Consider the following 12,703-nt stretch of genomic DNA (forward strand, 5'->3'; position numbering starts at 1 on the left):
GGCCGGTGAACTAGCATCGCCGTATACCCCCAATGACGCCTTATCCCCGAATACCGCTGCGTTGGATCGCTCGAGTAGTAGAGGAGTTCGGCAATGCTCAAGGGGTTTCAAAGAGTTTCTGATGCGTGGCAATGTGATCGACTTGGCCGTGGCCGTCGTCATGGGCACCGCGTTCGTCGCCATCGTCACCGCCTTCAGCGACGGCGTGATCACCCCGCTGCTGGCGCTGTTCGGCGGCAGCAGCCAACTCGGCCTGGGTTTTCAGATGGTGGCGGACAAACCGGCCACCTTCGTCGCCGTCGGGCCGATCATCACCGCGGCGCTCAACTTCGTGATCATCGCGACGCTGCTCTATTTCGTGCTGGTCCTGCCCGCCAACAAGGCCAAGGCGCGCTGGGGCGCCCCGGAACCCGATGTGCTCTCGGACAACGAACTGCTGCACCAGATTCGAGACCTGCTCGCCGAGCGCACCGCCGGCGGCAAACACGAGGGCTGACCGCCCGCGCCGAATTCCCGAGACGGACAAAGCAAGCGAGCCCGGCGCGAAATGCGCCGGGCCCGTTGCGATATCAACGCAGGAGGTTTATCCCAGGCTGAAGGGCTGGCCCCACAGGGTGACCCAGCTGATGACGTTGTCGGTCTCGACCTCGACGCTCACGAAGGAGCGCGCCTGGGCGTAACCGGCGCAGCCGTTCAGGCCGATGGTCTCGTCGGACCAGGTCACCGAGCCACTGTTGCCGGTGAACTTGTTGCGGGTCTTGTGGCTTTCGTTGCCGTAGTCGTCCGGCACTTCCTGATCCAGGACGTAGAACGACTTGGCCTGACCCGGACCCAGGGTCAGGTTGGCACCCGAGTTGGCGCTCGCCGACGGGGTGGCGTTGCCCGAGTTGTCCCAGCTCACGCCGCCGCTGGCGCCACCATTGACGTTGCCGCCGTCGATGGTGACCTGGCAGCCGACCACGTAGCCCGGGAAGATCTTGCCACCGGTGGCAGAGGTGTCACCGGAGATCTGAACCTGCGCCGAGGCCGAGACCCAGGCGTTGCGGTGGACCGGGGTGGCGCCCATCGAGCCGCTGATGTTGGCGGACTCACCGACCAGCTTGATGGTGACGACGGTGCCGTCGGAAAGGGTCTGGGTGATCTCTCCGCCCGGCAGCGGAATGAAGGTGTCGGCGTTGGCGGCGCCGGTGGAGAACAGGCCAAGAGCGGCGGTAGCGACGGCGCCAACACCGGCCACCCGCGCCACGGTCTTACGGATGTTCATTTGGTTGTCCCTCAGGGGTTCGAATTCGCTTGCGCGAGAGGTGATTTGGCGGGGTATCGACCACATCAGCCGATGCTGAACGGCTGACCGTAAAGGGTGGTCTTGGAGTAGTCGTTGCCGATGATTTCGACGGTGGTGTAAGCACGCGCCTGGGCGTACCCCGCGCAACCCTGGATCTGCATCTGCGCATCCCGGTACTCGACCGAGTAGGTGCCGGCCTTGGTGACTTCCTTGGAGTCGATCTGAACGAACGCCACCTGGCCGGGGCCGAGGTTGACGCCGAGCGAGCCGCCGAGGCCCGCCGAGTTCAGGCTGACGTTGCCGGAGATGCCGGCGGAGATGGCGTCCTCACCGATGCTGATCTGGCAGCCGACGATGTAGCCGGTGCTCAGGATCGAGGATCCGTGGGTGGACGAGTTGTTCGAACCCGGCTTGTTGGTGGGACCGTTCCACGGTCCGACGACGCCGTCCGGGGTCTCGGTGACGACGGCGCTCGCGGCGCCGCTGACCCATACGACGCGACCCGCGCCGTTGGCGGCGAGCGACGGCGAAACGATCGCGTGCTCACCGGTGCGGGTGATGGTGACGGTGCCCGCCGGGTTCACCTTCTGGCCGTCCGGCAACGGCACGAAGGTGTCAGCGTTAGCGGCACCAGTGGAAAAAAGGCCGAAGGCCACGGCCGCGGCCGCGCCGATGCCCGCGAAGCGGACTGCGGTACGCACACCATGGGTGCGGTTCTCGCTCATACTTCCCCTCATCAGGTTTCTAGCGGTTCAACCTCGACCACCGAGGTTGAAATGGGACTCTTGCGAATCCCTGGGACCCTTGCGAATCCCCGGTAGAGTTTGTCGCCACATTGTTGCCACTGTGTTACTGGTAACAAATTCTTTCAGCGTAGCGACGGAGGGCACTTTACATCACCGCTGTGCGCTTTGAGACGTGAGCGAACAGGATCGCCCACTCGGCTACACAAACCCGCAGGTATGTCGAGAAAGTCGTGGATAGCAAAAGGGGCCCGGTGCTAATCGCACCGGGCCCCGGGAGATTCCGCTGAGCGGAAACTGATCAGCCGAGGGAGAAGGGCTGACCCCACAGCGTGTAGGAGGTGATGACGTTGGCGGTCTCGATCTGGACCGCGACGAACGACCGCGCCTGGGCGTAGCCCGCGCACCCGCTCAGGTTGATGGTCTCGTCCGACCAGCTCACCGAACCCTGGTTGCCGGCGAACTTGTTGCGCACGTAGTGACCCTCGTTGCCGTAGTCGTCCGCCATCTCCTGGTCGAGCAGGTAGAAGGCCTTGGACTGGCCGGGGCCCAGGGTCAGGTTGCCGCCGACATTGGCCGCCGCGCTGGGGCTGGAGCCGTCGTAGTTGGCGCCCACGCTGGGCCCACCGTTGGCGCCGCCGCCGGAGATGTTGACCTGGCAGCCGACCACGTACCCGGGCACGATCTTGCCGCCGGCATCGGCCGACAGGTGCACCTGCGCGGAGCCGGAGACCCAGGCGTTGCGGTGCAGCGGGGTGGCGCCCATGGACGGGTTGATGTTGGCGGACTCGCCGGTCATGGAGATGGTCACCACGGTGCCGTCGTCCATGGTCTCGGTGATGGAGCCGCCGGGCAGCGGGACGAAGGTGTCGGCATTGGCCGCGCCGGTCGAGAACAGGCCCAGGGCGGCGGTGGCGACAGCGCCGATCCCGGCGGCCCGCGCCATGGTCTTGCGAACGTTCATGATTTTCCCTCTAGGGTCGAATTCGCTTACGCGAGAAATGAATTGGTGACCGAACGTCAGCCGAGGCTGAACGGCTGCCCGTAGAGGGTGGTCTTGGAGTAGTTGTCGCCGATGATCTCGACGACGGTGTAGGCGCGCGCCTGGGCGTAGCCCGCGCAGCCCTGCACGTCGACCGGCACATCCCTGTAGTCGATGGCGTAGGTGCCGGAGGTGGGGATGTCCTTGGAGTTGACCTGCACGAAGGTCACCTGGCCCGGGCCGAGGTTGAGGCCGATGGAGCCGCCCGCGTTGGCGCCGGTGAGGCTCACGCCGCCGGAGACGCCCGCCGACACGGCGGAATCGGAGATGCTCACCTGGCAGCCGATGATGTAGCCGGTGTTGATCTGCGAGGTGCCGTGGGTCGAGGAGTTGTTCGAACCGGGGCCGTTCTTGGGGCCGTTGTTCGGGCCGACGGTGCCGTCGGGGGTGTCGACGTTCGCGACGACCTTGCCCGACAGCCAGGCGGTGCGGCCCGCGCCGTTCGCCGACAGCGACGGCGAGATGACGGCGTGCTCGCCGAGCCGATCGATGGTGACGCCCGGTCCGGCCTTGTGGCCGTCCGGCAGCGGCACGAAGGTGTCGGCGTTGGCGGCGCCGGTGGACATCAGGCCCAAGGCCACGGAGGCGGCCGCGCCGATACCCGCGAAACGGGCGGCGCGCCACAAACCGGCGGTCCGGTTCTCGCTCATAGTTCCCTCATCAGTTTTTATGCGGACAACCCCGACCACCGGGGCTGAAGAGGTCACTACGGCGCGGCAATCCCAGCGGAAGCAACGATGGAGCACGCTACTGAAACCAGCTGGAGCCGTAGCTTTGCTGACCCGAGGGAGACCTTAGCCACAACAGCTACCAAATGGCAACAAAATCATTTCGGGCATGGCAAAACCCACCGTGAAAGCGATGGCAAATATTCAGCACTCGCTATACGAGCGTGATTCAGCCGTGATGTGGGGGAACCTGCGAACGCAGCCAGTCATCGGCGGAGCCGCCGGAATCGGGCTCGGGGGTGCGCTCGTCCTTGGTGGTGGACGGCAGTTCGTCCCCGAAGACGCGCGCCAGGCGGGCGCGCTCGGCGGGGGTCAAACGAGGACGCCCCGCCCGGCTCTCGGCCGAACGGGGCGATTCGTGCGACTCGGCCGGTTCCGGGGAATCGGCCGCGTCGGCGGGCTCGTCGATCATTCCGACAGGCCGGACAGTTCATCGATGACGCGGCTGGCCAGTGGGCCCAGCGTCGCCATGCCGTCGCGAATCGCGGCGCGCGACCCCGGCAGGTTCACCACCAGCGTGCTGCCCGAGACCCCGGCCAGCCCGCGCGAGAGGCCCGCGTCCAGCGAACCCGAGGCCAGCCCGGACGAGCGCAGCGCCTCGCTGATGCCCGGCAGCACCCGGTCGAGCACCTCCTCGGTGGCCTCGGGGGTCACGTCGCGCGGGGACATGCCGGTGCCGCCGACCGAGATCACCAGGTCCACGCCGCCGATCACCGCGGTGTTGAGCGCATTGCGGATCTCCACCTCGTCGGCCTGCACCGAGACCGAGGCGTCCACCAGGAACCCCGCCTCGGTGAGTAGTTCGGTGACCAGCGGACCCAGCGAGTCCACGCCGCCGTGGGCGGTTCGGTCGTCGACGACCACGACAAGAGCACGGCCCGCGACAGCGGAATCGATTTCCATGGTGCTCACCGTAGCGTCATTGTCCGACAACAGCTCCCAGCCCCCGTCCGGTGTGACACGAATCGTCGGTGCCGGCGCCTGCGTCTGTGTACCGCGATGGATCATCATCGGCCGCCCTCCACTGCTGCCTCGCCGAGGGCCACCTCGACGGTCTTCGGGTTCTTGCCCTGGTCGTCGGTGTAGGTCACCTGGACCTTGTCGCCGGGCCGGTGCGAGCGCACCGCGGCGATCAGTGAGTTGCCCGAATCCACCACCTGGTCATCGAGTTTGGTGATGATGGCGTTCTTCGGGATGCCCGCCTTGGCCGCGGGTCCATCGGGAGACACGTCCATGACGCGCGCGCCGTTCACATCGTCCTGGCCCTTGACCGTGATGCCGATCTGGGCGTAGGTCGCCTTGCCGTTCTTGATGAGTTCGTCGGCCACCCGCCGTGCGGTGTCGACCGGAATCGCGAAGCCCAGGCCGATCGAACCGCTCTGCGCGCCCGCCGATTCCGCGGTGCCCATGGTGGCGATGGCGGTGTTGATGCCGACCAGTTTGCCGTCCATGTCGACCAGCGCGCCGCCGGAGTTGCCCGGGTTGATGGCGGCGTCGGTCTGGATGGCGTCGATGACGGTGCCCTGCGAGCCCTGCTCGCCGCTGGTGGAGACCGGACGGTTGAGCGAGGAGACGATGCCGCTGGTCACGGTGCCCGCCAGCCCCAGGGGCGAACCGATCGCCACCACGCCCTGGCCGACCGCGAGATTCGCCGAGGAGCCGAGTTCGATCGGGGTCAGGCCGGACTTGCCGGTCACCTGGATGACCGCGATGTCGGAGATCGGATCCGCGCCCTTCACGGTGGCCGGGGCGGTGGTGCCGTCGCTGAAGGCCACGGTCAGTTTGGCGTTCTGACCGGCGCCGCTGACCACGTGATTGTTGGTGAGGATCAGCCCGTCCGAGGACAGGATCACGCCGGAGCCCTCGCCCTCGGCCCGCGCGCCCGCCACCTGGATCATGACCACGCTGGGCAGCACCTTCTGCGCCACCGCCTGCACCGAGCCCGCGGGGGCCGGTTCGGCCTTGCCCTTGCCGACCGGCTGGTCCAGGGCATTGGTGGCCGCCGGACGGTTGTCGTTGTGCGCGACCAGAGCGCCCACACCGCCGCCGATGCCGCCGCTCAGCAGGGCCAGCACCACGGCACCGGCGAGCAGGCCGGTACGCCCGGACCGCTTGGGCGCGGGGGCCGTCGCGTAGGGCATGCCCGGGCCGCCCGGCATACCCGGTCCGCCCGGAAACGCCTGTGTCGGATGCTGTCCCGTCGCGTACCCGGCCCCCGACGCCGCGTACGCCTGTCCGTACGGCGACTGCGCGGCGCCGACCGGGATCTCCTCGGTGGGATGCTTGCCGGCGCCGTACTGGGTCGAATACGGTTGCGCCCCACCGAAGGCCGCGCCGTAGGGCGGCTGTGCGCCGCCGTAGGGGTGCGGACCGCCTTGCGGCGCACCGTAAGCCGCGGGCATCGCCTGGGTGGCCGGATCGCCGCCGGGAGCCCACTGGCCGTGCGGTGCGGGCGCACCCGAAACCGGTTGTCCCGCAGCACCGGAGGTGCCGCCGGGCAGGTGCTGGGTGGCCGACGCCTCGGACGGGCGGGAGCCCGCGGCGAAGCCGTCGAACGGCTGGGATCCGGCGTCGGGGGCCGCGCCGGCGGGGTCGCGCTTGGGCAGACCCGAGGCGGTCGTATCGGGCGCGCCGGAGGCGGTCGTATCGGGCGCACCGGAGGTGTCGGCGCTGCGAGGCGATTCGGCAGGGGCGCCGGGGGCGATGAAGGGCTGGTCGCCCGCGGGCGGGTTCGGCTGGGCGGCCCGGTTCGCGGCCTCGGCGCCGGGGGCGCCGGTCGGCTCGGTGCCCTGCTTGTTCGAATCCTCGGTCATTTCTGGTTTTCTCCTCGAGTCTCGTCGCCAAGCCTGGCGGGAACGACTGAGAGTGGACTGAGACCGTGCTTGCTTTTCGCCGAGCTTTCCGGGCTTCAGTTGTCCGCCACCACGGCGGGCGGTGCATCTTCTCCTGGCAGCACGATACGGATCAAAGCGCCGCCACGGTCGGAACTGTCGATGTTGATGGTGCCGCCGTGTTTGGTCACCACCTGTTTCACGATGGCCAGGCCGAGGCCCGAGCCGGGCATGGAGCGCGAGGCGGTGGTGCGGTAGAAACGCTCGAAGACCAGTTCGCGTTCGGCCGGCGGGATGCCCGGCCCGGCGTCGTCGACGGCGAATTCGAGCAGCCCGCGCCCGTTCTCGCGCATGGTGACGAACACCTTCGCGCCCTCGGGGCTCCACTTGGCCGCATTGTCGAGGACGTTGAGCAACGCGCGTTCCAGACCGGGTTCGTCGCCGTAGACGAACCAGGGCCGCAACTGGGCGTCGAATTCGATTCCGGTGCGCCGCCGCCGGACTCGCTCGAGCGCCCGTTCGGCCACGTCGCCGAGATCGATCTGCTCGTAGACGGTCTCGGGCGCGTCCTCGCGGGCCAGGTCGACCAGATCGCCCACCAGCGTGGACAACTCCTCGATCTGGGCCATCACGTCGGAGCGCAGTTCGGCCATGTCCTCGTCCGGGATACGGGGCGCGCCCGGCCGCGAGGAGGCGATGAGCAATTCCATATTGGTGCGCAAAGAGGTCAGTGGCGTCTTCAGCTCATGGCCGGCGTCGGCCACCAATCGGCGCTGCCGTTCCCGGGATTCGCCGAGGGCGCGCAGCATGGTGTTGAAACTCTCGGTGAGCCGGGCGAGTTCGTCGTCGCCGGTGACCGGGATGGGGGTGAGGTCGTCGGTGCGGGCGATGCGCTCGGTGGCGGCGGTGAGCCGGGCGATGGGTCGCAAACCGGTGCGGCCCACCGTGGTTCCGGCCGCGGCGGCCACGATGACCCCGCAGCCGCCGACCACGAACAGCAGCCAGGCCAGGCGGTCGAGGACCTCCTTGGTGGGTTGCAGCCGTTGCGAGACCACCAGGGTGGCCCCGGAGTGGGTGCGCCGCGCCAGCACCCGCTGGTCGTCGACGGTGTGCAGCGACACCGCCAGCTCACCGCGGGCCACCGCGCGCTCGGAGTTGCCGATGGGCGGAATCGTGGTCTGCGGCGGCACGTACTGCGACTGGTCCGGGAAGACCAGCGCCACCCCGACATCGCTGGAGTACAGCCCCGCGAACACCAGCGACTGGAAGCCGAGGCTGTCGAGGTTGTTGTCGATCATCACCGAGGCGCGCGCCCGCAACTGCGAATCCACGTCGCGGTACAGCGAACTGGCCACCATGGCGTAGGCGGCGATGGAGGTGAAGGCGACGGCCACCGCGACCACGGAGGCGGCCAGCAGGGTCACCCGCCAGCGCAGCGACACCGATCGGGTCAGCGGCATCGGCGGCCGCAGTTCGGCCGATTCCGGCCGGGACCCGAGACCGGCGACCACCGGCCGCCGGGGAACGGTTCTACCCACGAGCTCGGCTCCTAGGGCGGGGTCTCGCGCAGCACGTAGCCGACGCCGCGCACGGTGTGAATGAGCCGGGCTTCGCCGTCGGCCTCGGTTTTGCGGCGCAGGTAGCCGATGTACACCTCGAGCGCGTTGCCGGAGGTCGGGAAGTCGTAGCCCCACACCTCCTCGAGAATGCGGCTGCGGGTGAGCACCCGGCGCGGGTTGGCCATCAGCATTTCCAGCAGCGAGAACTCGGTGCGGGTCAGGCTGATCGGGCGCTCGCCGCGGGTGACCTCGCGGGTCACCGGGTCCAGCGACAGGTCCGCGAACGTCATGGCCTCCGAGGCGGCGTCGGCGGCGTCGCCGAGCGAGGTGCGCCGCAGCAGCGCGCGCAGCCGGGCCAGCAGTTCCTCGAGGGCGAAGGGCTTGGGTAGGTAGTCGTCGGCGCCGGCGTCGAGTCCGGCGACGCGTTCGGAGACCGAATCCCGTGCGGTGAGTACCAGAATCGGCAGATCGTCGCCGGTGCTGCGGAGGCGGCGGCAGACCTCGAGGCCGTCGAGGCGGGGCATCATGACGTCCAGGACGAGGGCGTCGGGTCGCTGGCCGGCGGTCTTCTCCAAGGCGTCCAGACCGTCGACGGCGAGGTCGACGGTGTATCCGTTGAAGGTCAGCGAACGACGCAGCGATTCCCGCACCGCGCGATCGTCGTCGACTACCAGAATGCGCATGACAACCAGTCTGCCCACAGCGACTGAGAGGTATCTGAGAAGGTCGGCTCCGACACGCCGAGCAGGTCAGGCAGATGACCAGCGCGTTTATCGAATGGGCTCCGCGCAGTGGTTGCGGTGTCACCCAAATCGGTGCGAAAAGCGTTGGGGGAACGCCGCATTCGAATCTTAAACCCCCGAGTCCTCCGAATTGCCGTTACGCAGTTCTCGCGGTATGTTGCAGGCCGTAAAAGAAGACCTCTAGTTGGTTCCGCGCGGGTTCGACCCCAAAGCCGTACAACCGCATACGTACCCGGGGGTCAAACGTGAAAGCGGAGGCGACGGAAGCGGGATGGAAGCAGCACCCCGGTCCTGGCAATTCAGCCTGTCCAACTGGCCCGTTACCCGCAAGGTCGGGATCGTGCTGGTGCTCCCGGTGCTCCTCGCCGCGACGTTCGCGGTACTGCGCATCAACAGCGAATTGCAGACCATTTCGAAACTGAGCGCGGCGACCGAGCAGACGGACGTCATGCGCTCCACCGTCAAATTCGTCAACGCCACCAACGAACTCGCGGTCGCGGCGATCACCGGCGGCAACCAGGACGCGGATCCGGTCCTCGACGCGGCCACCACCAAGTTCGATCAGGCGCAGGCCGAATTGGACACCGCCCTCAAGTCCTCCAACGCCGACCCCGGTCTGGTGAAGGAGCTGGGCACCTCGGTGGCGGTCGCCAAGACCATGCGCAACAGCCTGCGCACCAGCTCCCCGCAGACCATCGGCGATCAGGCCGACGAGGTGCAGACCCGGGCGCAGAACGCGCTCAGCTCCGCGCCCACCGTCGGCGACCTCCGGGTGCAGCAGTCGTTCCTGCAGTTCGGCGCGGCCCTGACCGCCGCCCGGCTGCTCACCCAGGAGCGCGTCATGCTCGCGGTGCCGGGCGCGGGCAACAATCCGGCGCTGCGCACCAAGCTGCTCACCGCCATCGGCGCCGAGATCACCATGATCGAGGTGTACCGCGGGCTGGCCCCCGAGGCCGCGCAGAATGCCAACACGCTCAAGGACAATGCGGGCGCACGCGTCGGCATCCTGATGCAGAACATTCCCGACGCCGGCTCGCTGCCCGCCATGCAGGATTCGCTGCGCGGCAGCGCGGACGCGTACGCGAAGGAGACCGCCAATGTCGCGGACTCCATGGACGGCAAGCTGTCCCAGCTCACCACCGAGGCCCGCAACAACGTGCTGCGCGATACCTCGATCGTGATCGGGATGCTGCTGGCCGGTCTGGCGCTGGCGCTGATCGTGGCCCGCTCGCTGGTCGTGCCGGTGCGCCGCCTGCGGCGAGATGCCTTGCAGGTGGCCCACATCGACCTGCCGCAGGAGCTCGAGGTGGTGCGCGCCGGCGGCGCGACCCCGGAGATCACGCCGGTCGACGTGCACACCACCGAGGAGATCGGCCAGCTCGCGCGCGCCGTCGACGACATTCACGCCCAGGCGTTGCACCTGGCCGCCGAGCAGGCGCGCCTGCGCCTGCAGATCGGCAATATGTTCGAGACCCTGTCTCGCCGTAGCCAATCCCTCGTCGAGCAGCAGCTGGGCCTGATCGAGGAACTCGAGCGCGACGAGGACGACTCCGAGCGCCTGCAGTCACTGTTCCGCCTCGACCACCTCGCCACCCGCATGCGCCGCAATGGCGACAACCTGCTGGTGCTGGCCGGAACCGCGCTGCGCCGTGGCCATCTCGCGCCGGTGCCGCTGTCGGACATGCTGTGGTCGTCGGTCTCGCAGGTGGAGGACTACCAGCGCGTCGAGATCGGCACCGTGCCCGACGGCATCGTCGCCGGTGAGCCCGCCGTCGATATCGAGCATCTGCTGGCCGAGCTGATCGACAACGCGCTGCGCTACTCCCCGCCGTCCACCCCGGTGGCGGTGTCGGTGGCGCGCGCGGTGGACGGCGGCTATCTCATCGAGATCACCGACCGCGGCCTCGGCATGAACGCCGAGGACCTGCAGGGCATCAACGACCGGCTGGCCTCCGGTGGCGAGGTCAATGTCGAGACCGCCCGCCGCATGGGTCTTTTCGTGGTCGGCCGGCTGGCCAAGCGGCACAACATCACCGTGAGCCTGCGCCGCACCTCGGCCATGGTGCAGCAGCCGGGCATCACCGCCAGCGTGCATCTGCCGGGCAGCCTGGTCTCGCCCGCGCCGGAGCGCGGCGGGGATCCGACCGGGCAGTACGCGGTGCCGTCGGCCCTGCCGGTGCCGCCGGCGGCGCTGGTCTCGGGTCCGATCCCGATGCCCGGCACCCTGCCGTCGGGTCCGATCCCCGTGCCGGCCGGGCTGAGCCCGCTGGCGTCCGGACCGCAGCCGGTGATCGCGCCGCCGCGGCTGACGCCCGTTCCCAACCCGCCCGAACCCGCGCCCCACCTGCCCGAGCAGGCGCCCAGCGCGCCGGCTGCCACCGGCCGCTTCACCACCAGTTCCGGCCTGCCGCAGCGCAAGCCGGGTCTCGACACCGGTGAGCAGCCCGCGGTGCCCGCCTTCCCGCGCGAGCCCGCGGCGGCGGATCGGTTCTCCGACGGTTTCACCGACGCGTTCAGCGAACCCGACGACGCCCGCGCCTACAGCGTCACCGCGCTGCGGTCGCAGCCGGAGCCGGACCTCGCGCCGGCGCCGGAGGTTTCCCCGGAGGCGGCGCGGTCCGAGCCGGACAACGGGCCCGCGACCACCCGGATGAATTTCTGGGGCGAGGCGACCATGCTGGAACCGGTCGTCCCGATCACGCGCGGCGGCAACGATTCCGGGCACGTCTTCAGCGCGGAGGCGGAGAGCGCGGGCAGTTCGTTCGGCAACGGCTACAGCGCGTTCGGCACCGGTGAGCATCCGGTGGCCCGGCCCACCGAGAACGGATACGCGGTCGGACCGATCACCCACGTCAACGGCAACGACGCCGGCGACGGATATGACGATCCCGCCGAGGGGTACGACGCTCCCGCCAACGGCAACGACGTCCCCGCCAACGGCAATGACGTTCCTGCTAACGGCAATAACGTCCCCGCCGACGGCAATGACAACCACGCCAACGGCATTCGCGACAACGACGCCGCGTCGGCCAGGCCGGCTCCGACGCCGATCTACCAGCGCATGGTCTCCGAGTGGCTGGTGGAACCGGCCGACGCCGGGGACCAGTCCGGCACGGCCTGGTCGTCGAATTCGGACGCGGGGTGGGCCGCGGCGGAGGAGGCGGCCACCCCGAACACCAGTAGCCGCACCCAGGGCGGGTTGCCGATTCGGCGACCCGGCGCCCAGCTGGTGCCCGGCGCCGTCGCCCAGGAGGACGACGGTTCCGGCCGCAATCCGGACGAGATCCGCAACAGCCTCAGCCGGCATCTCAGCGGCGTCCGCTCCGGGCGGGCCGACTCCCAGTACAACGACGGAGGGCATGCATGACCGACACCCAGCAGACCACCACAGACGAGAATCTGAACTGGTTGGTCACCCGATTCACCCGGGAGGTTCCGGGCGTCTCACACGCCGTCCTGGTCTCCGCCGACGGTCTGCTGCAGGCCACCAGCCCGCATCTGCCCGCGGATCGCGGCGAGCAGCTGGCCGCGGTGACCGCCGGTCTGGCCAGCCTGTCCGCCGGCGCCGCACAGCTTTTCGAGGGCGGCAAGGTGATGCAGTCCATCGTCGAGATGCAGCGCGGCTATCTGCTGGTCATGAGCGTGGGAAATGGTTCGCACCTGGCGGTGCTGGCCAACAAGCAGCACGACATCGGCCGCATCGGCTACGAGATGGCGTTGCTGGTCGACCGGGTCGGGTCCGTGGTCTCGGCCACCGCCCGCACTGCCTAGA

General features: G+C 68.8%; 12 protein-coding genes. 3 read left to right on the plus strand and 9 right to left on the minus strand.

What is annotated here, in order from left to right:
- The first annotated feature begins 61 nt into the window (after nucleotides 1-61).
- On the plus strand, nucleotides 62-496 hold the full coding sequence (mscL, locus tag D7D52_RS02950; RefSeq protein ID WP_281279161.1) for a large conductance mechanosensitive channel protein MscL: 435 nt from the start codon (nucleotides 62-64) through the stop codon (nucleotides 494-496).
- Nucleotides 497-583: 87 nt separating this feature from the next.
- Here mscL and D7D52_RS02955 read toward each other — a convergent pair whose 3' ends face one another.
- From D7D52_RS02955 to D7D52_RS02995, 9 genes are all read right to left on the minus strand, one after another.
- A complete protein-coding gene (locus tag D7D52_RS02955) occupies nucleotides 584-1,264 on the minus strand; it encodes an MspA family porin (protein WP_120734942.1) in 681 nt (226 codons plus the stop codon).
- 65 nt (nucleotides 1,265-1,329) lie between these two features.
- A complete protein-coding gene (locus tag D7D52_RS02960; RefSeq protein ID WP_120734943.1) occupies nucleotides 1,330-2,010 on the minus strand; it encodes an MspA family porin in 681 nt (226 codons plus the stop codon).
- 319 nt (nucleotides 2,011-2,329) lie between these two features.
- Nucleotides 2,330-2,992 (minus strand): MspA family porin, encoded by a 663-nt coding sequence (locus tag D7D52_RS02965; RefSeq protein WP_120734944.1) that lies wholly within the window; start codon nucleotides 2,990-2,992, stop codon nucleotides 2,330-2,332.
- Nucleotides 2,993-3,048: 56 nt separating this feature from the next.
- Nucleotides 3,049-3,720, minus strand: coding sequence for an MspA family porin (locus D7D52_RS02970; protein WP_120734945.1), 672 nt, complete (start codon nucleotides 3,718-3,720; stop codon nucleotides 3,049-3,051).
- A gap of 247 nt (nucleotides 3,721-3,967) precedes the next feature.
- Complete coding sequence (locus D7D52_RS02975; protein ID WP_120734946.1) at nucleotides 3,968-4,210, minus strand: hypothetical protein; 243 nt, start codon at nucleotides 4,208-4,210, stop codon at nucleotides 3,968-3,970.
- Complete coding sequence (locus tag D7D52_RS02980) at nucleotides 4,207-4,701, minus strand: MogA/MoaB family molybdenum cofactor biosynthesis protein (RefSeq protein WP_177327135.1); 495 nt, start codon at nucleotides 4,699-4,701, stop codon at nucleotides 4,207-4,209. Before D7D52_RS02980 ends, D7D52_RS02975 begins: the two co-directional genes overlap by 4 nt.
- Before the next feature lie 104 nt (nucleotides 4,702-4,805).
- On the minus strand, nucleotides 4,806-6,200 hold the full coding sequence (locus tag D7D52_RS02985) for a S1C family serine protease (RefSeq protein ID WP_120743749.1): 1,395 nt from the start codon (nucleotides 6,198-6,200) through the stop codon (nucleotides 4,806-4,808).
- Nucleotides 6,201-6,706: 506 nt separating this feature from the next.
- The gene (locus D7D52_RS02990) at nucleotides 6,707-8,167 is read right to left on the minus strand and encodes an ATP-binding protein (RefSeq protein ID WP_425464606.1); all 1,461 of its coding nucleotides are present in this window, start codon (nucleotides 8,165-8,167) and stop codon (nucleotides 6,707-6,709) included.
- Nucleotides 8,168-8,178: 11 nt separating this feature from the next.
- Nucleotides 8,179-8,871, minus strand: a complete 693-nt coding sequence (locus tag D7D52_RS02995) for a response regulator transcription factor (RefSeq protein ID WP_120734947.1) — start codon at nucleotides 8,869-8,871, stop codon at nucleotides 8,179-8,181.
- Nucleotides 8,872-9,202: 331 nt separating this feature from the next.
- Here D7D52_RS02995 and D7D52_RS03000 point away from each other — a divergent pair, with 331 nt between their 5' ends.
- Nucleotides 9,203-12,298, plus strand: a complete 3,096-nt coding sequence (locus tag D7D52_RS03000; protein WP_246023614.1) for an ATP-binding protein — start codon at nucleotides 9,203-9,205, stop codon at nucleotides 12,296-12,298.
- On the plus strand, nucleotides 12,295-12,702 hold the full coding sequence (locus D7D52_RS03010; RefSeq protein ID WP_120734948.1) for a roadblock/LC7 domain-containing protein: 408 nt from the start codon (nucleotides 12,295-12,297) through the stop codon (nucleotides 12,700-12,702). The genes D7D52_RS03000 and D7D52_RS03010 overlap by 4 nt, the downstream gene beginning before the upstream one ends.
- The last annotated feature ends 1 nt before the right edge of the window (nucleotide 12,703 follow it).

Origin of the sequence: Nocardia yunnanensis, from assembly GCF_003626895.1 — a bacterium.
GTDB classification, from domain to species: domain Bacteria; phylum Actinomycetota; class Actinomycetes; order Mycobacteriales; family Mycobacteriaceae; genus Nocardia; species Nocardia yunnanensis.